This is a genomic window from Finegoldia sp. BIOML-A4 (assembly GCF_009679635.1).
GTDB classification, from domain to species: Bacteria; Bacillota; Clostridia; order Tissierellales; family Peptoniphilaceae; genus Finegoldia; species Finegoldia magna.
In genome coordinates, this window is record NZ_WKZC01000002.1 from 92,160 (window position 1) to 115,854 (window position 23,695).

General features: G+C 32.8%; 22 protein-coding genes. 1 reads left to right on the forward strand and 21 read right to left on the reverse strand.

Features of this window, described 5'->3' with window-relative positions; all coding sequences use genetic code 11:
- Positions 1-84 precede the first annotated feature (84 nt).
- The gene (locus GKG01_RS02830; RefSeq protein WP_154271377.1) at positions 85-789 is read left to right on the forward strand and encodes a class I SAM-dependent methyltransferase; all 705 of its coding nucleotides are present in this window, start codon (positions 85-87) and stop codon (positions 787-789) included.
- A gap of 45 nt (positions 790-834) precedes the next feature.
- Here the strand turns inward: GKG01_RS02830 and GKG01_RS02835 are convergent, their stop codons facing one another.
- The 21 genes from GKG01_RS02835 to GKG01_RS02935 form a co-directional block, all read right to left on the reverse strand.
- Positions 835-2,286: a helicase HerA-like domain-containing protein gene (locus GKG01_RS02835; protein ID WP_172975085.1), complete on the reverse strand. Its 1,452-nt coding sequence runs from the start codon at positions 2,284-2,286 to the stop codon at positions 835-837.
- Between the two features lie 15 nt (positions 2,287-2,301).
- Positions 2,302-2,811: a hypothetical protein gene (locus GKG01_RS02840; RefSeq protein WP_154271379.1), complete on the reverse strand. Its 510-nt coding sequence runs from the start codon at positions 2,809-2,811 to the stop codon at positions 2,302-2,304.
- Position 2,812: 1 nt separating this feature from the next.
- Entirely contained in the window at positions 2,813-4,090 is a 1,278-nt protein-coding gene (locus GKG01_RS02845) for a glucose-6-phosphate isomerase (protein ID WP_154271381.1), read from the reverse strand.
- Between the two features lie 8 nt (positions 4,091-4,098).
- Positions 4,099-5,205, reverse strand: coding sequence for a PP2C family protein-serine/threonine phosphatase (locus GKG01_RS02850; protein WP_154271383.1), 1,107 nt, complete (start codon positions 5,203-5,205; stop codon positions 4,099-4,101).
- Positions 5,206-5,217: 12 nt separating this feature from the next.
- Positions 5,218-6,339, reverse strand: a complete 1,122-nt coding sequence (locus GKG01_RS02855; protein ID WP_154271385.1) for a class I SAM-dependent RNA methyltransferase — start codon at positions 6,337-6,339, stop codon at positions 5,218-5,220.
- Between the two features lie 130 nt (positions 6,340-6,469).
- A complete protein-coding gene (locus GKG01_RS02860) occupies positions 6,470-7,504 on the reverse strand; it encodes a DUF4097 family beta strand repeat-containing protein (protein ID WP_154271386.1) in 1,035 nt (344 codons plus the stop codon).
- Entirely contained in the window at positions 7,505-7,819 is a 315-nt protein-coding gene (locus GKG01_RS02865; protein ID WP_002835632.1) for a PadR family transcriptional regulator, read from the reverse strand.
- Between the two features lie 68 nt (positions 7,820-7,887).
- Positions 7,888-8,931: a DNA polymerase IV gene (locus GKG01_RS02870; RefSeq protein WP_154271387.1), complete on the reverse strand. Its 1,044-nt coding sequence runs from the start codon at positions 8,929-8,931 to the stop codon at positions 7,888-7,890.
- Between the two features lie 42 nt (positions 8,932-8,973).
- Positions 8,974-9,930, reverse strand: a complete 957-nt coding sequence (locus tag GKG01_RS02875; RefSeq protein ID WP_154271388.1) for an SH3 domain-containing protein — start codon at positions 9,928-9,930, stop codon at positions 8,974-8,976.
- Positions 9,931-10,068: 138 nt separating this feature from the next.
- Positions 10,069-11,922, reverse strand: a complete 1,854-nt coding sequence (locus tag GKG01_RS02880; protein WP_154271389.1) for an oligopeptide ABC transporter substrate-binding protein — start codon at positions 11,920-11,922, stop codon at positions 10,069-10,071.
- Positions 11,923-11,933: 11 nt separating this feature from the next.
- Positions 11,934-12,854, reverse strand: coding sequence for an ABC transporter permease (locus GKG01_RS02885; RefSeq protein ID WP_154271390.1), 921 nt, complete (start codon positions 12,852-12,854; stop codon positions 11,934-11,936).
- A 9-nt stretch (positions 12,855-12,863) separates the two neighbouring features.
- The gene (locus tag GKG01_RS02890) at positions 12,864-13,832 is read right to left on the reverse strand and encodes an ABC transporter permease (RefSeq protein ID WP_094207571.1); all 969 of its coding nucleotides are present in this window, start codon (positions 13,830-13,832) and stop codon (positions 12,864-12,866) included.
- A 1-nt stretch (position 13,833) separates the two neighbouring features.
- Entirely contained in the window at positions 13,834-14,772 is a 939-nt protein-coding gene (locus GKG01_RS02895) for an ATP-binding cassette domain-containing protein (protein ID WP_154271391.1), read from the reverse strand.
- 9 nt (positions 14,773-14,781) lie between these two features.
- Positions 14,782-15,777 (reverse strand): ABC transporter ATP-binding protein, encoded by a 996-nt coding sequence (locus GKG01_RS02900; protein ID WP_154271393.1) that lies wholly within the window; start codon positions 15,775-15,777, stop codon positions 14,782-14,784.
- A gap of 546 nt (positions 15,778-16,323) precedes the next feature.
- Positions 16,324-17,238, reverse strand: a complete 915-nt coding sequence (locus GKG01_RS02905) for a PfkB family carbohydrate kinase (protein ID WP_094207574.1) — start codon at positions 17,236-17,238, stop codon at positions 16,324-16,326.
- Between the two features lie 8 nt (positions 17,239-17,246).
- Positions 17,247-18,425: a zinc ribbon domain-containing protein gene (locus GKG01_RS02910; RefSeq protein WP_154271395.1), complete on the reverse strand. Its 1,179-nt coding sequence runs from the start codon at positions 18,423-18,425 to the stop codon at positions 17,247-17,249.
- Between the two features lie 301 nt (positions 18,426-18,726).
- Positions 18,727-19,215: a dihydrofolate reductase gene (locus tag GKG01_RS02915; RefSeq protein ID WP_241684731.1), complete on the reverse strand. Its 489-nt coding sequence runs from the start codon at positions 19,213-19,215 to the stop codon at positions 18,727-18,729.
- Positions 19,215-19,769: a hypothetical protein gene (locus GKG01_RS02920; protein WP_154271399.1), complete on the reverse strand. Its 555-nt coding sequence runs from the start codon at positions 19,767-19,769 to the stop codon at positions 19,215-19,217. Before GKG01_RS02920 ends, GKG01_RS02915 begins: the two co-directional genes overlap by 1 nt.
- Positions 19,770-19,784: 15 nt before the next feature.
- Positions 19,785-20,834 carry a magnesium/cobalt transporter CorA gene (corA, locus tag GKG01_RS02925; RefSeq protein WP_154271401.1) on the reverse strand — a complete coding sequence of 350 codons (1,050 nt, stop codon included), beginning with the start codon at positions 20,832-20,834 and terminating at the stop codon, positions 19,785-19,787.
- Between the two features lie 12 nt (positions 20,835-20,846).
- Complete coding sequence (locus tag GKG01_RS02930; RefSeq protein WP_154271403.1) at positions 20,847-21,179, reverse strand: thioredoxin family protein; 333 nt, start codon at positions 21,177-21,179, stop codon at positions 20,847-20,849.
- Positions 21,166-23,544 (reverse strand): glycogen/starch/alpha-glucan phosphorylase, encoded by a 2,379-nt coding sequence (locus GKG01_RS02935; protein WP_154271405.1) that lies wholly within the window; start codon positions 23,542-23,544, stop codon positions 21,166-21,168. The genes GKG01_RS02930 and GKG01_RS02935 overlap by 14 nt, the downstream gene beginning before the upstream one ends.
- Between the last annotated feature and the right edge of the window lie 151 nt (positions 23,545-23,695).

The window sequence follows — 23,695 nt, forward strand, 5'->3', positions numbered from 1 at the left end:
CAGGATTTGAAATTATTACAAAATTATGACAACTTTATAAAATTGTAACATTCTTTTGGGTATAATTACATTAGAGGTGATGATATGAGTAAATTTTACGATTCAATTTCAGATAATTACGAAGATATTTTCCAGCCAAATGATAAGCAAATTAGTTTCTTAGAAGAACTTTCTCACGGCAAAATCTTGGATGTAGCATGTGCCACCGGAAAAGTTGCGAAAAGACTTCAAGATGATGGATTTGATGTGATGGGGATTGATTTGGAAGAAAAGTTTGTGAACAAAGCAATTAATGAAAATAAAATCGATGCTAAATGTATGAATATGCTAGATATCGACAAATTGCGAGATAATTTCGGTTTGATTTATTGCATTGGAAATTCTTTGGTACACTTAGATTCTTCAGAAAAAATAAATGAATTCTTGAAAAAGTGCTACAACAAGTTAGACACAAAAGGAAATCTTGTAATTCAAATCATTAATTTTCATCCATTTTTACAAGTAGATGATGATTACTTAGGAAATCTTCCTACTATCAAAAATGAAAAAGTGGAATTTGTAAGAAAATATTTCAGAAATGGTGATTTTATAAGATTTAACACAGTTATGACAGCAGGTGATAAATCTATTGAAAACGACGTTAATTTATTTCCAATAACATCTGATGAATTAGTAACACTTTTAGAACAAAATGGTTTTGAGAATATAAAAATATACGGAGGATTTAACAAATCAGAATTCGATAAGGAAAATTCTAGACCGTTAGTATTAGCCGCCGAAAAACTATAAAATAAAATTTACTGGCATTAAAAAACCTCCCACATGGGAGGTTTATTAAAATTTTATGCTCTTTTTTATTGATCCGAAAATTCCACGCGCGATGTCTCTTCCGATTTGTCTTGTAAAACTACCAAGCATGGAGTTGATGCTTTTAGACGCGAAATCTTCTATCGGAGATTTTTCTTGTTTTTTAGATTTCTTAGTTTGTTTTTCTGGCTCTTCTTTGATTTGATTTTGCAATTTTTTTTGCAGTATTTCATAAGCAGATTCTCTGTCGATTGATTGTGAATATTTTTGATGCAAATCAGAGTTTTTCACAATATAATCCACGTCTGATTTAGAAAGTGGCGTAAACGATGAGTGTGGTGGAAGCACGAGTCCTTTTTTAGTTATACTTGGTGCTCCTTTTTCATCCAAAAATGAAATCAACGCTTCACCTGTTCGTAAGTTTACAATTTCATCTTTTACATTCATATCTTCGTTTGCTCTGAAAGTTTCAGAAACTTTTTGCACAGCCTTCAATTCTTTTGGAGAGAAAGCTCTCAATTGATGCACAATTCTATTTCCCAATTGCGAAGAAATCGAATCTGGAATGTCTAGTGGGTTTTGTGTTATGAAGAATATTCCCACACCTTTTGAACGAATAAGTCTTACAACTTGTTCAATTTTATCCATTATCATCTTGTTTGCATTATCGAATAACAAATGTGCTTCGTCAAAGAAGAACACAAGTTTTGGAATTTCTGGGTTTCCAACTTCTGGTAGTGATTCGAAAAGTTCTGATAATAGCCACAACAAAAACATCGAATACAAGTTTTTGTCGTTAATAAGTCTTGCCGCAGAAATTATATTCACAAATCCACGTCCATCAGAATCTGTCTTCATCAAATCTCTTATATCCAAACTTGGCTCTCCCAAGAATTTATCTGCACCCATATCTTCGATGTACAATAATTTTCTCATGATTGCACTGATACTTTGAGTTGTGATATTTCCGTATTTTTTGGAATAAACTTCCCTGTTGTCTGACAAATGATTAAGCATAGAACGCAAATCTTTTATGTCCAACAACAATAGTCCTTCCTCATCTGAAACCCTGAATGCAATATTCAAAATTCCAGCTTGTGTATCGTTCAAATCCAAAATTTGCGATAACAAAATTGGTCCCATTTCAGATACAGAAACTCTCAATGGAAGTCCAGCTTCTCCGTAGACATCCCACAAATTTACAGGATAGTTTTTGAAATTAAAATCTGTGATATTCATTTCATCAAGTCTGGATTTTAAATTATCGTTCATTTCACCAACCGATGCTAAGTTTGACAAATCTCCCTTAACGTCTGACAAAATAGTTGGCACTCCCAAATCTGAGAAATATTCGCACAATACTTTTAATGTAACTGTCTTTCCGCTTCCAGTCGCTCCTACGATAAGCCCATGTTGATTTACTTTATTTGAAAGAAGTTCGATATCTTCGTTTCCTCTTGCAATCAATAGTTTTTCCACAATTTCCTCCGCATTCTAATTTTCTTGAATAATTTGTTTCAAATCAATGAAATTGAACAAAGCTTTATTGTAAAAAGCTTTTGTTTTCTTGTACTTGTTGTAATTGTTGTACACGTTTATCCCGTAAACAAACAAACTAAACACCATCAATATGTATTTGCCAAATATCAAATACAAAATCATTCCCATAATAACATAAAATATTGGGCTGTAATCAAATGGCAAATCGTAAAACACACTGTAAATTATTTTATCAATGCTAATTAATGCCAAAAATAACCACGCATACATCGCTAGATAGAGCGTATTTGATTCTAATAAATTAAGAATGATTGCTGGAATAAAATACACTCCCGCTCCTATTATTGGCACGAATGAAAACACAGTTATAAAAAACGATTTAACAAAAACATGGTCTACCTTAGCAAATTTCAAAAATAAAACAGATGTCAATAAAACCAATATTATTTTCGAAATTTCGTAGCTTTTCTCGTACAAAACTATTTTCTTTAAATTCTCTTTCATATTAATAACCCGGCTTTTCTAATAATTTAAACATTTGCTTCTTGTATTCTTCAACTCCCGGTTGATTAAAAGGATTCACTCCTAAAACAAGTGCTGAAATTGCTACACTCATTTCAAAGAAATAAATCATATATCCTAGATTTTCTTCATTAATCTCATCAATTTTCACGACAACACTTTCAACATTTGACGACAAGTGCGCATTAAGCGTTCCTTGCATAGCCATCTTATTCACATAATCCACTGATTTACCGCTCAAATAATTCAGATTATCCAAATTATCAGCATCGGATTTTATATACAAATCTTTGCGTGGATTTTCTACTGAAATCACAGTTTCAAATACATTTTTTTGTCCATCTTGAATCATTTGACCTACTGAATGCAAATCAGTCGTGAAATTACACATCATCGGGAATATTCCCTTATTGTTTTTTCCTTCCGATTCTGCGAATAATTGCTTGAACCATTCAGAAAAATATTTCAATCTCATTTCGTAATTAATAAGTATTTCGATGTCTTTTCCATTGCGATACATGTTATTTCTGAATGAAGCGTATTGCAAAGCAAAGTTTGATTCGTAATCAAGTTGTGTAAAATCTTCCATTGCATTTGCTGCGCCAACCATTAATTTGTCAATGTCCAGTCCTTTTACGCAAAGTGGCAACAATCCAACAGAAGTTAGAACGGAAAATCTTCCCCCGATGTCATCTGGCACTACAAAAGTTTCATAACCATTGATATCAGACAATTCTTTCAATGCACCTTTTTGTTTATCAGTCGTGGCGAAAATTCTGTTCTTTTGTTCTTCTTTTGTGTATTTTTCATCCATTAATTCTTTTATAAATCTAAAAGCGATTGCAGGCTCTGTAGTAGTTCCCGATTTGCTTATTACATTTACACAAAAATCCTTGTCCTTCAAATATTCCAAAAGTTCAGCCAAATACGTAGAAGACAATTGGAAACCAGCGTAGATGATTTCGATGTCCGATTTCTCAAAATAATCGCTCATCGCATAATCAATCGCCTTAGCTCCCATATAACTTCCACCGATTCCAATAACAACTAAACAATCAGATCTTTCTCTTATCCTCTTAGCACATTTTTTGATTCTCTCGAATTCTTCTCTGTCGTAATTTTTTGGCAAATCAATCCATCCTGTGAATTCCTTGCCTTCACAGGATTTGTTTAAAAGCTTTTCTAAAGCATTTACGGATTCTGTTCTCAAAGTATCCACAGAATTATGACTTGTCGTATTTGAAAAATCTAGCTTGAACATATTTCCTCCTATAGAACCTTCAAACTCACTAGAACAATATCGTCATCCTGTTCCAAAAATCTAAAAGAATTCACCTCGTTTAGCACGTATTCAATTCTTTTATCCGGAACTTTCATTAAATCTCTTTTTAGTCTTTCTTCACCGTAAAATTCGTTGTCAAATCCTCTAGTTTCAGTTATCCCATCAGTGTACATAATTAATTCATCACCACTGGAGACCAATATATCTCTTTGATCAAACCCAACTCCTTCAAACATGGGAGAGATGGGATGACCTGTAACCTTTAATTCTTCTATTTTGTCATTCGAAATCAAAAATGGAATACCATTGTGACCAGCATTTGCATATGAAAATATTTTGAGTTTTCTATCGTATAATCCATAAAAAATCGTAAAATATTTGTCTACCGATAAATTAAGTTCAGTAAATGTGGTATTCAAATCCTTTAGCACTCTTTTCGGTCTAGAATCTGTAATTCTACTTACTAAATACCTCATTGTCTGTCTGATAAACATCGTCAGTATAGATGCAGCGATTCCATGTCCCACAACATCTGCGATGTAAATTCCCACAAATCTTTCGTCAATGTCAATGCAATCAATGATATCTCCGGACAAATCCCTAGATGAAATATAGCTGTAATCCAAATCCAAACCAACATGCTCACCCTTACTAGGCAAAGTTTTGCTTTGAATGTGTTTGGCAAATATGATTTCATCCTTGATGTCCTTGTTCGCATTAATCAAATCAATCTGAGTTTTGACCTCTTTTGAAATATCTCTGAAAACCTCGACAGTGCTGACCACTTCTCCATCTTTATCCATAACTGGAGAAGAAGTTATGGAATAATCCACGCCATTTATTTTTCTTTTTTCTTTGATAGTGCTGTTCAAACGGTATTTCCTATCTGCCAAACATTTTGGAAAATCTTCGCTGTAATCCAAATAGCAATTCACTCCTATAGGATTGATAGGCATAGATTTTATCATGCTAGTATTGGCAAATATTATTACCCCATCTTTATCTATTACTCTAACTAAATCCTTCATAGAATTTAGAACTTCGTAATCAGATCCTTTGAAATCACTAACATCTTCACTTGATTTCTTCTCCAAGGATATCTCCTCCTATTTAGGTCTCGGACCAAAATATTGATACAAATAACACTTCATATTTCCGTTGTACATCTTTCTATTTTTAGATGCTTTTTTGCCGTAAAATTTCTCAAACTCTTCGCAATCTGTGATTATATATTGTGATGCAGTCTTGAATTTTGCCATTTTAATTCCCAAATCCTTATAAATCTTCTCGGCTTCTTGTCTTTCGCCAAGCCTTTTTCCATAAGGTGGGTTAGATATTAGAACGAAGTAATTATCATTTAACACAACATTTCTGAAATCCCTCGTCACGAATCTAATATCCTCCCTGACTCCAGCATTTTCGGCATTAGCTATCGCTTTTTCAATCGCTGAGCCGTCCACATCACTAGCGAAAATATCTATCTTTTTATCGTAATCAATGCTCTCCAAGGCTTTGGTACGCTCTTGTTTGTAGGCATCGTTGAATTTATCATTAAAATTAATAAAATCGAATTTCCTATCAATTCCAGGTGCAATATTTCTGAATTTTCTCGCAGCTTCTATCGCAAAAGTTCCACTGCCGCAGAACAAATCCACAAGAGGTCTGTCGCTATTAGCAAATGATAAATCGATAATTCCTGCTGCTAAGTTTTCTCTTATAGGGGCAAGAACTGATTCTTCTCTGTATCCTCTTTTGTGAAGTCCGTCTCCAGAGGTATCCAAAGTTATCGAACAAATATCTTTTACCAGACTAACTTCAATCCTAAATCTCCCCTTGGATTTTGAGAACCAGTCCACCTTGTATTTTTTCTGAAGAGATTTAATAATCGCCTTTTCTGTAATCGATTGACAGTCTTTAATAGAAAATAATTTTGATTTGTAACTTCTGCCTTCTACAATAAAATTAGAATCTGCTTCTAAAATATCCAACCAATTTATTTTTTCAACGCCCTTAAAAAGTTGTTCGAATGATACAGCCTTAAAATTACCCAATTCGATTAGAACTCTGTCTGCACATCTCAAATTTATATTTAATTTTGCGATATCTTTTTCATCGCCTTCAAGCATTATTCTTCCGTCGTTTACATTCAAATTCTCATAGCCCATATCCAAAAATTGTCTTTTGACCAAGCTCTCCAAACCGAATGCACAAGTCACTATTATTTTCAAAATTATTATTCCTCCATATTACCTTCTATTTTATCATATTTTCAATGTTTTTTTACGTTATAATAATATTTAACTGTAAATTTACAATAAAAAAAACTGCAACGAAAAATCATTGCAGTCTATTTAGATTCTAATCTACAGTAATATCTCCACTAACTGTTGCAGCACTTATTTCGATTTCATCATTTGAGAATGATTGGTCGTGAGATTTACTGATTTTTTTCGAACTATCTTTGTAGTAACTATCAATTTGAATTTCACCGCTAACAGTTCTAAGTTCTATAGAACCTTTCTTTTCTTTGATATGGATATTAATATCGCTAGATACACCTCTCACATTCAAATCTTTGTTTTCGTTCACATCGATTTCGATATCGCCACTTACAGTGTTCACTGTGATTTCTGGATTTTCAGAATTCACCTTCACATCACCGCTTACAGTATTAACATAAATTTCTTTTTTGCATTTGGAAACTTGAACATCTCCACTTGCAGTGTTGACATTTACATTGTTCGATTGTGTAGTGATATTTACATCACCACTTGAAGTGTTGCAAGTAACATCATTACTAATAACATCTACATTTACATCTCCTCTTGCTGTGGCGATGTTTAATCCCAAATCACTGTCTTGTGGAATTTTGATAGAAATTGATTTGATGAAACTTTTTTGGAAGAATTTTTCCATTTTAACTTTACCAAGCTTCAACACGTGATTCATATAATCTACATCTAACTTTTGTGTTTCATCAGTTGTAGTGTAAGTTACGATTATTTTATCCAATTCGTGAGTTGACACATCTATGTCCGCATTCGATTTAACTTCAATTCTGTGAAAATCATTGTCAAATTCCAATGTTTGTTGTGACAAATCATAGTCTTTGTCTTTAGATTGGTCAAAAATTTTAGAATTAAAGAAATCACCAATGCTATCCAAGTTAAACATACCAAATAAGTTGTTTTCTCTGATGATTCCAGCTTCTTTACATTCGTTGAATATTTCTCTTGGATTACCTAATTCAGTTGAAATCTCTTCTTCAGTTTTTCCGTTTTCAACGCCGATTCTAAAATGTTCTTCGTAATCATTCTTGATTTCTCTGTAAGTTGTTTCGTCGACATTTCTGAAATAATAATCTAAAAGTTCCATAAATTGTTCTTTATTCATTTAAAAACCCTCCTCTAACAAGGCCTTAACACTTTCAACTAATTTTTTATAATCTTCAAGTTGTGAGTGCAAATAAGTTTTTCCTTCGTCTGTTATCTTGTAGTATTTTCTAGATGGACCTGACTCTGATTGCTCAGTGTAATCTTCCAAGTATTTGTCGTTTTTCAATCTTCTAAGCATAGGATAAATCGTTCCTTCGCTCATTGGTATCTTATCTTTTATCTGATCTATAATTTCGTATCCGTAGCTGTCTTGTTTAGATATAACCGATAAGACACATAATTCTAAAATCCCTTTTTTTAATTGTGTGTTCATATCTTACCTCCTGATTACATTATAATACACAGTAGTACATATTGCAAGGTATTATGTAAAGTTTTTTACTATAAAAATTTTAACTGCTCAAAAGTCGTGTCGCTAAGGTTTGCAGCAGTAATCCCAAAAAGTCTGACAGGCTTTTCAATTTTAGTGTTAACCACAAGATACTTCACAATCCTATAAATATCCTTGACATCACTAATGTATTCATCAAGAGTCATTGATTTTGTAATCACCGAAAAATCGCTAAGCTTTATTTTAATCCTAATTGTTTTCGCTTTAATATTTTTCTTATGAAGATCTTCCGCCAACTCTTCGCTGAATTCACCAGCTTTTTTTAGTAACTCATTGTAATTTTTCAAATCTCTTTCAAAAGTGTACTCAACTCCAATAGATTTTCTAATTCTTGACAAATCCAACTGTCTATCGTCAATACCACGAATTCTATCGTAAATCACTTCGCCAAACTTCCCGAACAATTCTCTCAAATTATTTCTGGATAAATCGTACAAATCGCATACTTTTTTTATTCCAATATTGTTTAGTTTTTCCTCAGATTTCCTGCCAATTCCTTGAATTTTTCCCACATTTAAGTCCATCAAAATATCTGGAATATCATCTTGTGTTATAATTTTGATTCCATGAGGCTTGTTCCAATCTGACGCAAGCTTTGCAAGGCTCATATTGTAGCTAATCCCAATAGAGATAGACAATCCCGTTTTTATCCTGACATTTTCTTGGACTAGATTTGCCAGTTCTAATCTATCCATATCGATATGAGAAATATCCATGCAACCTTCATCTATACTCATCTTTTGAATTTTAGTAGAAAACGCAGACAAAACTTTGAAAACTTTCTCGCTGTTTCTTCTGTATTTTTCAAAATCTGGAGGTACTATAACGAGGTTTGGAACGATCTTTTTTGCCTGAAATATTGGCATTGCAGAATGCAAACCGTACTTTCTAGCTTCGTAGTTAGCAGTAGTAATTATTCCTCTCTGACTTCTTCCACCGACAACCATTGGGACGTGTTTTAGCTTCGGATTATCCAGAATTTCACAAGAGGCAAAGAAAGCATCCAAATCAAAATGCAAAAAATTTAAATCCATAACACACCCCTTTCTACTAAAAAAGCCCTCATTATTGAGAGCTTAATCGTTAATTTCTAAGTTGTTTGATGATATCCATGCATCGTATGATTTTAGTGAATCTGCACTTTTAATTATCGCATGACACCATACTCTTTGACCTGAATCTGGTTTTGCTTCATAAATGTACACTTCACTTCCCATAGGAATTGAGGAAATCACTTCTGATTTATTGCTTGGTTCTTCGTAGATTTTTGCATTATCTGTAGTTACCAAATAAGTTTTGCCAACTAAACGAATGCACAAATCGATAAGTCTTTTGTTATCATCAGTTTCATAACTTTCATCTTCTTTATCTTCTTGCTTAGTGTTTTCTTTTTCTTTCTTTAATTCTTCTGCTGATTCATTGGCAAGTTTTTCAGCTTTTTCTCTGGCTTCTTTTTCTTTTTTCTCAGATAATGCACGTTGTTTTTCTTCTTCTTGCTTTTTCTCATTATATTGATTTTTTGCTTTTTCAACTTCTTTTATCTTGTCGATAACAAGAGTTTCGTGTGGCATTACACGTGCGTATGAGTTTAACATATTCAAACTTGCATCAAAGTTGTCATCTTCTGCAAATGAATCACTTGCAATTATCACAGCTTGTGTGCTTTCTTGCAATCTTTGTTGCGCTTTTTGATAATTGACGCTATCTTTGTTGCTTACTTTCAAGAAACTTTTTGCTGCATCGACATACTTCATTTCCTTTAAATAATTCACACCATAATCGTAATTATTCTTAGAAGACAAAAGTTCAACAGCTTCACGTTTTTTATCTATATAAGATCCATCGTTTGTTCTATCGTATAACTCACTATAATAATCTACAGCTTTTTGGTAATTACCATCTACTATACATTGATGAGCCAATTTATCTAATTTTTCCGCCTTTGATGAATTAAAAATATTTAATCCTACAAAAGCTCCAACAAATATTACTAAAGTTACCAAAACTACAGCAATAATATTCTTCTGCTTCATTCATTACACCTCTCTATTATTCTAATGAATAAGCTAGAATAAGTCAATAAACGAAAACGTTATATTTTACGTATTTTTACATATTTTACACAGAAAAAAGTGGAGTGCAAATTTACACCCCACTAATTTCAAAAACTATTATTCTTTCATTGGTTGTTCTGCTGTAAGTTCGATTTCATTCCATCTGAAGTCATCTTTGTTAAGATCTTGAACGTATCTGAAATCAAATTTCTTAACTCTGTTGTTGATTGGAGATAAAGCTTCTCTGTAAAGTGTTGGAATCAATGGTACATTGTCTTCCATTACTTTAGCAAAGTCTTTGTAAGCTTGTGCTCTTTCTTCATCAGATGTTTTACCATCAGCTATCTTATCCAATGCTTGTTGCATTTCTGGATTAGTATATCTGTAGTAGTTGAATGATGCATTCTTACTGAATAATCCTGATGGATCTGGGTTAGTACCTACACCCCAAGCTCCTTGGAATACGTCGATTTCTGGATCGTCGTTTTTAAGTTTGTCATAGAAAGCGTTGAATTCGATTAATCTTCCACCTGTTAGTTCAACATTCAATCCAATTTCTTTCCAACATTGGATATAGTATGCTGACAATGGTTCTGCGATTTCTCCACCTGACATTGATGCGAATTTGATTACCAATGGTTTACCATTTTTGTCTTCTCTCATTCCATCATTGTCTACGTCTTTATATCCAGCTTCGTCTAACAATTGTTTAGCTTTTTCTGGATCGTAGTTGTATCCTTTAAGGCTATCATCAAAGTAATCTTTGAAGATTGGAATAACAACTGATTTTGCTTGTGATCTGTATCCTAGGTAGAATTTTTCACCAACTGCGTTGTTGTCGATTGCATAACCCATTGCTTTACGTAGGTTTACATCTGCCATCTTAGCGTTAGGATCTACTACAACTTCTCCTTTAGCTTTGTCCCATTTACCTAATTTAAATCCTAGGTAAGTGTATGCCATGTCTTGGTATCTTGCAACTTTGTATCCTTTTAATTCTGATATTTCTTTGAAAGTATCTGAAGGTGCCCCACCTGCGATATAGTCGTATTTACCAGATTTTAATGATGCTAAGATTTGTGATGTTGGAACTACTTCCATTACAACTTTATCGATCTTAGGTTTTCCACCCCAGAAGTGTTCGTTAGCTGTAAATTCAACTGATTGTCCTGGAACTACATTTGAAATGTAGAAAGGTCCAGCTGATTTAGGGTTCTTTCTGATAGGGTCAGAAGAGATTATGTCTTTTATAGCTATGTCTTTTACTTGTTCGTAGTTAGTTGGTTCATGCCAAATACCAGCACCCCATTTAATTGAAGGTTTCCATTCTTTAAATGAGATTTGAACTGTTTTTTCATCTACTTCTTTAACACCAGATATGTCTTTTGTTTTTCCTGCGTGATAATCTTCCATACCAACGATATTAATCATATCATCATCATAACGTACACCAGGATAATCCTTGTGTCCAATGATTAAGTAGTTGATGATAATGTCTTTTGCAGTAACTGGTTTTCCGTCATTCCATTTGAATGAGTCTGATAATTTGATAGTAGCAGTCTTTGCTTTTTCATCCCATTCAAATTTTTCAGCTCCAGAATCTCTCAATTCCAAACTTTCTCCAGCATTTGCTGCACCATACATTGTAGGTCCAATGATTGTCCAGTCGTAGTTATCGTCGTAAAGTGCGTTGTTGAATATACCTTTAAATGGTGAGTCTGTAGGGATACCTACTCTAAATGTACCACCTTTAATTGGTTCGCCTTCATTTTCAACAAGAACACCGCCGCCCATTTGTTCTCCGACTATGTTGCCTTTGTTTTCTGCGTTTTCATTTTTGCCTGTACTAGATTCTTGTTTTGAACCAGAATCTGACGATTTTCCGCTATCTTTCTTAGAATTTCCACATCCAGTAAGTACGAATGCCAATACTAAAAAGATTGCCAATAATGATTTAAACTTCTTTTTCATTATTTTCACCCTTATCCTTTCCTTTGTTTTGCATCGGAAGCTCTTCTTAATGCTTGACCGATATAATTTATACACAACATCATTACTAATATCAATAATGATGCAGGTAACCATACATATAATTTATCTTGAATAACTTCTGGTTTTCTGGCTAATGATACCAAAGTTCCAAGTGATGGATCTGATGGCGGAAGCCCGAAGCCTAGAAAGCTTAGTCCTGTTTCAATACCGATGTTACCAGCGAAACTTAATGTCATATCTACAATTAATATTGAAGAAATGTTTGGCAAAATTCCTGTAAACATCGTCTTCAAATCGCTAGTTCCCATTGTCTTAGAAGCATTTACGTAGTCTTTTTTACTTTCAGCAAGAGCTTTTGATCTTACAAGTCTTGCCATTCCTGTCCAGTAGAACACTGTAAATATCATTACAAATGTAAACATCGAATATTTTGGAACAATTGTTACGAAAACTATGATAATCATCATTGTTGGAAGAATTTGGATGAAGTCTATAATTCTCATTATAATATTGTCCAACCATCCTCCGTAATATCCTATCAATAAACCTACAACTATTCCTATTACAGATGTAAGTATTGTCACGGCAATTCCTATGACTATTGAGTTTCTAGCTCCAATAATTAATTGTCCAAATAAATCCCTACCGCCCTGGTCAGTTCCTAGTATGTGTCCAGCTTCTCCTGGTCTTACGTACGAATTAAGTATGTCAACGTTCATTACTTGTTCTTTATCAAGTAACATCGCTCCTACGAAAATTCCTATCCACAAAACTGCTAATACCACCAATGACACTATAGCTAGTTTATCTTTTTTAAATTCATTAACAATTACTTTAAATCCAGTAGGATTATCTTTTGCAAGGTCTTTATATTCTTCAAGCTTTTCTTCTGTTACTTTTACTTCTTTCATAAAAACCTCCTAATCTATTCTTATTCTAGGATCCACGATACTCATGATAATATCACTTAATAGTGAACCGCAAAGTGTCAAGAAACCATAAATCATTACAAGAGCTGTCATAACTGAGTAGTCCCTTTGGTTAATACAGTCAACGAATAATGAACCCATTCCTTGATATCCGAAAATTGTTTCAATCATGATAGAACCAGCTAACAATCCTGTGATTTGGAATCCGAAGAATGCAGCTATTGGTAAAAGTGAGTTTCTAAAAATGTGTTTACTGTAAACTTTTTTAATAGGAACCCCTTTTGCTCTTGCAGTTCTTACGTAGTCTTGACTTTTTGCATCTACAACTTCATTTCTCAAATATTGAATAGTCCCAATAGTTGTAAGTAGTGCATAAGATATTGCAGGAAGTAGCATATGATAAAATCTACTTAATACTGCTGCCATGCCACCTTTTGCTGATGCTTCAAGACTTATAATACCACTTGTAGGAAACCATCCTAACTTGTATCCAAATATTAAAAGCATTATCAAGTAAAATACGAACCCTGGGGTTGCTAGTGCCAGGAAGTTATACAAGTTAACCCCCTGATCGAATGCCGACCCACTGTATCTACCTGCGTTTATTCCTAGAGGAATAGCAATTGCATACATTATTATTAATGAGAACAATGATAAGAAGAATGTATTCTTAGCTCTTTGACCAATAACGTCTTTCACTGGTAGCTTTTGAGTATAAGAATCTCCAAAATCTCCTTGAAGTGCATTTCCAACCCATCTCTTATATTTCACATACCATGGATCGTAAAATCCAGATTTTATTTTAAGTTCTTCTTCAACCTTTGAGTTACCAGTACTTGGTGTGATTTTCCCTGTAAAAGGGTCCCCTGGCATCTTTTGAGCTACAAAGAATATAAATAAACTTAACACTATCAATTGAGGAATCATTATTAAAAATCTTCTGATTATTGTTTTAGTCATATTATATTTCCCCCTTTCTAGCTGCTACATAATGAGAATCTTTGTATTTCGTCAAATCGTACACCGATCCATTTTCATCGTAGTAGACATTTTTTTGTTCATCAAACTTCTTTTCAATAGCTTGTCTAGCATCTCTAAGCTCTTTTCTTCTATTTGGTTCGATTTGAGGAATCGCTGCGATAAGTCTTTTCGTGTAAATATGTTGTGGATCAGAATACAACTCATCACGATTACCAGTTTCTACAAATTTGCCGTTATGCATAATATAAATGTAATCACACATGTGTCTTACAACCCCCAAATCGTGAGAGATGAAAATGTAGCTTAGATTAAACTCTTGTTGAATCAACTTCATGTAGTTTAATACTTGCGCTTGAACTGATAAGTCAAGTGCACTAACTGGTTCGTCTGCAACTATCAATCTTGGGTTACATGCAACAGCTCTTGCAACACCAATTCTTTGTCTTTGACCACCTGAGAATTCAAATGGATATTTGTAAATTGCACTTTCGTTAAGTCCAACTATGTCTAATAATTTAAACACCTTTTCTTTTTCTTCTTTAGGTGTTAAGTTTTCAAAATTTCTGATTGGTTCAGCGATTATATCCAAAATTCTTTTTTTAGGATCAAGCGAACTCATTGAGTCTTGGAAAATCATTTGAACATCTTGATTGTAGTTAATCTTTTTTCTGTAAGATCTACTTGTAACATCTTTTCCTTCGTACAAAATGTGTCCATCTGTAATCTTTTCGAGTCCTACTATAGCTTTTCCGATAGTTGACTTCCCAGAACCTGACTCTCCAATCAATCCATAAGTTTTTCCTTGTTCAATATCCATATCAACTCCATCAACGGCTTTAATATAGTCTTGAATTGTATTAAAAAATCCACCACGAATTGGATAATGAACTTTCAAATTTTTAACTTCTAAAAATCCCATATTTCCCTCCTATTCGTCTTTAAAATGGAAGTTCTTCCAGCATGTACAACGAACTAAGTGTCCATTGCCAACATCATGTAATACTGGGTTTTCTTCATGTTCTGAATCGTCTATCCAAGGAATACGAGGTGCAAATCTGCATCCTTTTCTTGGTAAATCTTTTAATGAAGGAACCATACCTTCTATTACGTGTAACTGATCAGATTCATTATCTGCTTGCGGAATGGAATTTAATAAGCTTCTAGTATATGGGTGAAGTGGGTTACTGAACAACTCATCCACAGGTGCAATCTCAACGATCTGACCTGCATACATTACGCAAACTCTATCAGCGGTCTGTGCTACAACTCCTAAATCATGGGTTATCAATATAATTCCTGAATTCATTTGATTTTGTAATTCTTTTATTAAATCTAGAATTTGTGCTTGAATTGTAACATCAAGTGCAGTAGTTGGCTCATCAGCTATCAAAACATGAGGCTTACAACTCAAAGCAATCGCAATGATTACTCTTTGTCTCATACCTCCTGATAATTGATGAGGAAATTGTCTTGCTATAACTTCAGCATTTTCAATCCCTACTTTTTTTAGAAGATCAACAGCTTTTGCTTGACGTTGTTTCTTGTCCAAATCAGTGTGATACAACAAAGCTTCTTCAATTTGTTCGCCAATTCTCATTAATGGGTTAAGAGATGCCAATGGATCTTGGAATATCATACCAATTTCTCCACCTCTCAACTCATTGAATTGAGCTTCTGTATAATTCAAAATATTTTCGCCGTTATATATAACTTCACCGCTAATTTGAGTGTAGTTCATATTATGTAAACCCATAATTGTAGTAGCAAGTGTAGATTTGCCACAACCAGATTCGCCAACCATAGCTAATACTTCATTTTCATACAATTCAAATGAAACATCGTCTACGGCGTCATAATAATCGTCTTTTATTCTAAAAGCTGTATGCATATTATTAACTTCCAATATTTTCTTATTAGCAGACATCTTATTCTCCTTTCAGTTTATTTTTCGTATGATTTATGTATGAATAATAAATAATACTTTATCTCATTATAGTGACATAAAACGAATTTGTCAATTATTATTTATTTTTTAATTTAAAATTTCAGTATAAAATACAGTTTTTCCATGTTTTTTCGAATTAAATTACACTTTTTAGCTACAATAATAAAATTTATGATTTTGTTTTCCCATTATAATTCTGCCATTTAAAATTAATTATGAAAATAAAACTAAATTATTTTTATTCATTTTTTAAATTTGTTCTAATAATAAAATAAATTGTGTTTTTGCATAAAAATGACTTGACACAATCTCTTTATTATGGTAAAGTAATGATAATCATGAGCCTATTTACAAATTTATTAATTTTTAAAAAATGTAACAAAAAGCTTGCATTCGTTATATTGAAATGGTAAAATATATTTAATTATTGAAAACTTTTTCATTTTCAATTAAATCTCCATTTCTTAATTTATTACAACATAAAAAACAAGGTATGAATTAAATTCAACACCTTGTTTTTTTATTTTAGTCTATTTTTATTATATTAATATCTTTAAAGCAATCATCTATTTGGAATTTTTTCGGCAAATCCTTGGTCTTCAACGAAGCTAGCGCACAGGCATTTGCCATTTCAAAAGATTTTTCATAATCTGAAGTTCTGATAAATGTCGCGATAAATCCCGCGATTATTGAGTCAATAACAAAATCTCTTTTTTGGTTTAGCATCTGTTCTATGTCAAAAGCATAGATTGAATTCTTTTGGAACAAATATACTTTATTATCTACAAAAGGCACTATTACAAATTTAGAATTCAAATCAAATATTTCGTTTTTACATTTTAGTAAATCTGATTCTGAATCTATTTTTGTTTTAAATAGATGTTCCAAGCATTTTACACTTATTTTCTCAAGTAATGATCCCCCGTTAGCAAATCTCTCCAAATAATACTCATCTATATCTAGTACGAATTGTGCTTTGTTTGCTTTACAGATTGCAATCATTCTTTCGATTACAGTTTCTGTTATATTTTTCGGAAAAGCCGTGGACAAAAACACAGTATCTCCCTCTTTAACTCTTGATAGAAAGTATAATAATTCCTGTAGTTCTTGATGAGAAATGCTAGGTCCTTTTGATTCGATTACGGTTTTCGAAGAGCCTGTGATTTTGATATTAATTCTAGTATTATCATCAATTCTTATGAACTCAGATTTGATATCTTCTCTTCTTAGCCAATCTTCTACAAATTCTCCGGTAAAACCTCCTGCAAATCCAGTTGCAACAGTCGGAAGTCCAAGTTGTTTTAAAACTCTCGAAACATTGATTCCTTTTCCAGCTGGAAGCATCAAATCAAAATCCGATATATTGTTTTTGTCAAATTCAAAATCCGAAACTTCACTTACAAATTCAAGTGCTGGATTCATAGTAACTGTGTAAATCATTTAATCACCTACATTAATCCCGGAGCAAGTCCAAAAAATATTTTTTGAAGAAGTGTCATAACGACCATAAACACAACAAGTCTTGTTATCACAATTCCAGCTGCATTAAGTCCGTAAACTTTCCACAAATTTTTGTAATCAAATCTATCTACTAAAATAATCGTTGCAAATAATATCAATATTACCAATGAAATTAGATATATAAAAGCGTGCGCTCCCAAAAATGTGAACGTGAAAACTGACGAACTAAAACCGACAAGTCCTCCTGCTGTTAAAACCCCAAATAAGCTAAATATCAAAGATTCTATAACTGAAAGTAAAACTGAGATATTATATCTCAAATCCTTGTCGATAGGTTGATATAATTTCGTTCCTGCTAGTTTAAGTCCCAGACTGTATGATAAAACTTTTTGGAAAACATCCAATACCAATACAGAGACCATAACCACGATTGCCTTTGATTTTTGAGTAAATGTCCAGTGATTTGTAGAATTCATGTAAAAGAATAAAAGCGGCAACGCAGATAACACTACAACCGCAAGTCTCATTGAGAACCTGTAAGGTTGTGTGCCTCCCATCATTTTCTTCAGTATTTTAGTAAAGAACAAATTGATTTTGTCAAAAACTTGTTTACTTTTAACCTCAAAAGTATCCATAAATTGGTCATCATCTTCATCTTCGTCTTCAAACTTATGAATAGTAAACTCATTTGCCGAAGTGAATCTTATCGATTCATCCCTTTTAATTTTTTCTTGTTTTTCGTCATAACCTTTGGTAATAAAAATCGTGTTTTCATAATTTTCTTCAGGTTCTTTTTCTTCCTCGTGGTTTATTTTCTTCTCAACTTCTTTGTCGGGATTGAACTTTCCATATTGAGATTTGTTTTTGTTAATCACTTGAAAAATATCTTCAATCCTTTTAGGCTTGTGTTCCGTTTTATTTTTATTTATGATATCTTCAGCCTTTTGTTCTTCAGCTGATTTTTCACGATTTTTTATATTAAAAATATTCATCACATCGTCAGAATATGAATAATCCTTATCTGTAGATGCGTGATTATCTTCTGGTTGTTCTTTTATATCCTTTTGTTCATTCAAACTTTCACGGTATTCTTTCAAATTAAACCCACAATTGTGACAAAAATTCACCGTATCTAACACTTTTTCATTGCAATTAGGACAACGCATTTACTCACCTCCGTAACCGTATTATATCACAATACATTATACTCAATTATAACTTTGCCAAATCTTAATATTTGGGCAATAAAATAAGAGATATTTTATATCCCCTATTTTTCAAAGAGTAAATACACATCATGCACGAATATCTAGACTACAAAAATTGTTGATTTCTGAATCTCAAAATCCTAAAATCGTAAGCACGCTGCGCTTACGCGGTCGATTTTGAACGGATTTTTTCGATGTCAAATCAAAGCATTTTTTTCCGTATGATATTCTTAGCATGAACGTGTAATACTTTTTTCCTCTATTTTCTTTTAAACACCATATATCTATAATCCATACCTTCGTAAGTTTTGATGTCTGATTCTTCCGCTACATAATAGTCGTCGTCTTCAAATAAGTTTCTGATTTTTGCATCATACTCAAATTCTGCGTCAACATAAGTGATTACGAATTCATCAACTAAATGTATCAATGATTCAATCGTGTTTGCTCCACCTATCAAATATTCTGTCATTTTGTGATCTGGGTTAATTTCTTTGAGAGTGCGTAGCAATTCTTCTTCGTTTTTTACGCAAAGCATACCGTCTAAGTCTTTGCTTGTAATTATTATGTTGGTTCTATTCGGTAGAGGTTTTGAATCCGGCAAAGATTCCAAAGTTTTTCTTCCCATTATAACGATATTTCCAGTTGTTAATTCCTTAAATCTTTGCATATCTTCAGGAATTGAAAAAAGCATATCTCCATCTTTTCCTATCGCAAAATTTCTATCTACTGCTAATATAACTTTCATTAACAAAAATCTCCTTTCCTTATATTACTTACAATTTCATTCAATTTTTCCATTGCATGATTATCTGTCCAATCAAAATCACCTTCACATATCCTTACGACAAGTATACCCATTTCCTCACAGCAAATATCAAGCATAGTGCTGTAGATTGCATTTTGCAAATCAGATGACGAATTGGAAAGGATGCTATCGCATTTGTTTATCCATTTTTCAATACAAAAACCATAGTTTTTATCTCGTGGATAATTCTCAAGTGCAATCCTTCTTTCTTTTGTAAACTTCCTATTCGCATCATACATAAAACAAAGCTTATTTTCCTCATTATAAGCCATTATGTTGATATCATTGACATATCTTATCAAATCATCTCTGTTTATATTTTCATCTAGTTCATTCAAAACTTCTTCCAAATTTTTGTTGTCTATGTTTGGTTTCAACTCAGAAAAATTCTTGCTAAATTCAATATCTCCACTAAAATACACTCGCAGTATTTTTTTAATAGCATCAATTTGTTCTTTTTCATAATCAGATGCCAAAAAAGTACTGTTTTCCATAAAATCTCCTTTATATTACATCCATTTTTTCTTTTTAAAATAATAAATCATAACACTAGTAATCACAACAGCAGTAACCCAGAACAAAATATATCCGTATTTCCCTTGAAGTTCCGGCATATATTTAAAGTTCATTCCATAGACTCCTGTTAAGAATGTCAACGGCAAAAATATCGTAGACCACACAGTCAACACCATCATTACTTCGTTAGTTCTGTTGGAGATATTAGTGTCAAATGCATCTATCATGGAGTTAATCATATCGCGATATACTTCTATGAATTCAAGCATTTGGATTATGTGATCGTACAAATCTCTCATGTAAATAGATGTGTTGTGACTTACCAAATTTACTCTGAACTTCGAAATTTCATTGATAACTGAACGCAAAGGCCACAAAGTCTTCCTCAAAAATATTAGGTTTTTCTTCATGGTGTAAAGTTCTCTGAGAATATCGTCATCATGATTAGTCATCATAGCGTCTTCCAAATCATCTATGTATTCTCCCAAAATATCAAAAATTTGATAGTAGTTGTCGATGAATGCATCCATTAACAAAAGCAATAGTCCATCTGTAGTTTTCGGCCTAAAAACAGGAATTTTTTCTAACTTGTCCAAAACTCTGTCAAATGATGTGGTTTTGTTTTGCTCTACAGTCACTAACAAATTTTCTTTCAAAACAAAAGAAACTTGGTTAAACGATAATTCTTTTACACTGTTGAACATATCATAATCGACAGTATCCGTTACCACGAACAAATAATCATCATAAGCTTCCAGTTTCGTCCTTTGTTCCACATCCAACATGTCTTCTATTATAAGAGGATGGATTTTGAATTTTTCTTTCATTTTTATGAAATTATCTGTATCTGATAATCCTGTGATATATATCCAATTTATCCTGTCATCTCTCAATTCTATATCATCGATGTCTGTGGTTTGATGTTTGTCGAAATGATGTTCATCAAAAGTACAAAAAGTAATCTTGGTGTTCTCAAGTTCGTTCTCAAGCCTAAGAGTATCTAATATTTCGTTGATTCTTTCCTCAAATAATAAATTAGCCAATATTATCTCCTATTATTCATCCAATAATTTGTTTGCGTAATTTCTGTATGTCGATTTTGAGTTATCCCCTACAAGTCTGTCGATGATTTTTCCATCTTTTATAAATAAAGTCGTAGGTAGAGGCAACGCTTCGTAATGCGTAATTATCTCATCCTTGTCAATTTCTCTAACTTTTTTAGCTAAATATTCGTAAAATTCTATTTCTCCTTGAAATGATTTTTCGATATCTTCCAAATCATTTTTCGCCGGAATACATGGACAAATCCCGTCAGCGTGGAAAAATAAAATCTTGTTTCCTTTGTTAAATATCTTAGAGTTAATGTCACTCTTTTTAAATTTTTTCATTTGGTACTATCCTCCAAATCTCTTCTGCATATTCTTTTATAGTTCTATCCGATGAAAATTCTCCGAAATTTGCGATATTTATCAAACTCATCTTAGCCCATTTTTTCTTGTCTGAGTAAGTCTGTAAAATCTTTTCGTGAATTTGTTCATAATCGTTGAAATCTTTTAACACAAAATATTCGTCCAACTTAAAGGATGAATCTCTGTTTACAAGTGAGTTGTAAATGTCCAAGAACATAAACGATCCACTGTCATTGATCAAATCGCTTAGCAAAGTATCCACAACTCGTTTGATGTTTTCATCCTTATAATAATACTCAACTGGATTGTAGGTGTCTCTGATGGAATTTAATACGTCAACAGTTGCTCCAAACGGGAAGTTGTTGTCCTCACCTGCATGATTGAAAATCTCAATATTAGCCCCATCGTAAGTTCCCACAGTCAATGCTCCATTTAACATAAACTTCATGTTGCCAGTTCCAGAAGCCTCTTTTCCCGCAGTCGAAATCTGCTCACTCACATCTGCTGCAGGATACACCAATTCTCCGATTGATACGTTGAAGTTTTCTAAGAATACAACCTTGATATATTTGTTAACAACATCATCATTGTTCACGAGATTTTTAACTTCATTGATAAATTTTATAATAGCCTTTGCTCTGAAATACCCCGGCGCTGCCTTCGCTCCGAATATATATGTTTGTTTTGGAATATCTGATACTTCGTTGTTTTTGATTTTATAATACAAATTCAAAATGTGAAAAGCATTCAGCAATTGTCTCTTGTATTCGTGAAGTCTTTTAACTTGTATGTCAAAAATAGAGTTCTCATCTACATCGATATTTTCATGCTCTTTGATGTATTTTTTGAGTCTGATTTTGTTGTGAAGTTTGATTTCCATTAGCTTTTCCAAAACACTCTCATCATCTTGGAAATTTTCAAGCTGTTTTAATTTTGTTAGATCAGTTTTCCAATCTTCTCCCAAAAGTTCTGTTATAAAATTCGTTAGCTCTGGATTTGAATAAAATAGCCAACGCCTTGGAGTAATTCCATTTGTTTTGTTGACGAATTTATCCGGATACAAATCGTGCCATGATTTTAATGTCTCGTTTTTCAGAATTTCTGTGTGAATTTTTGCAACGCCGTTAATCTTTACGGCTGTTAATATTGCCAAATGAGCCATATTAACAGTATTGTCCTTCACTATTCTGAGATTGTCGATTCTATCCACAGAATAATACAATCCCACCAAATCACTGACAAATCTCCTGTCGATTTCAGTGATAATATCCATAATTCTAGGGCTCACTTCCTCTACAACATCGACACTCCATTTTTCCATCGCTTCTTGTAAAATCGTGTGATTAGTGTAGTTGAACACATTGCTTGTAACATTCCAGGCTTGTTTCCAAGAAAGTTTTTTATCATCCATCAACACTCTCATCATTTCTGGGATAGCCATAACAGGATGAGTATCATTTAATTGGATAGTATTGTATTTTGCAAAATCTTCAAAATCCTTATCATTTGGGAAGTTTTTCTCGTATTTTTCAATTATATCTTGAATAGATGCGCTACTGAAAAAATACTGTTGTTTAAGCCTTAAAACTTTTCCCGGTCTTTGGATATCATTAGGATACAAAACTCGGGTAATATCTTCTGCCCTGTTTTTTTCTTTTACAGAATCATCGTATTGAAAATTATTGAATTTTTGAAAATCAAATCCGTCATCACATTCTGCCTGCCACAACCTCAAAGTATTTACAACGTGATTTTTGTATCCTACAACAGGCATATCATAAGGAACTGCTTTTACGACTTGGTTTTTGTATCTAATGATTTTGGATTCAGATTCTACACGTCTTGACCAAGGATCCTTGTCCAATGTCCAATTGTCTCCGACTTCCATCTGAAATCCGTTGTGAAAATATTGTTTAAAAAGTCCTTGGCGATATCTCACGCCATAACCTGTCAACGGATAGTCCAAACTCGCCGCACTTTCCATGAAACATGCCGCAAGTCTTCCTAGACCTCCGTTTCCCAAAGCTGCATCTTCTTCTTGAATTTCCAAATCATTGATGTCGATATCCAATTCTTTTAAAATCTGTGAATATTCTTCGTCCAAACCCATATTCAACAAATTATTTCCCAAAGATCTTCCTATCAAAAATTCTGCGCTAAAATAGTAGGCATTGCGTGAATTTTTGTGTTTGTCAGAAGTTTTCTTCCAATCTTCTGCCAATTCGTTCATTATTATTTTAGAAAAAGCTATATATTTTTCTTTTTTAGTAGAAGTTTGTAAATCTTTCCCAAACAAATTAAATAAGTTTTTTTCAAATTGCAACAAAAATTCTTCCTTTTTCATAAAATCCTCCTATTCTTAGCTCAACTATATTTTACCACATTTGTAAAATAGTCCTATTAAATTTGTATTGTTTTTTATTAAAATCAACAAAAAGGATACATTTTTCTATTTTATTGATATAATGATTTAGTTATAGTAATATATTAATGAG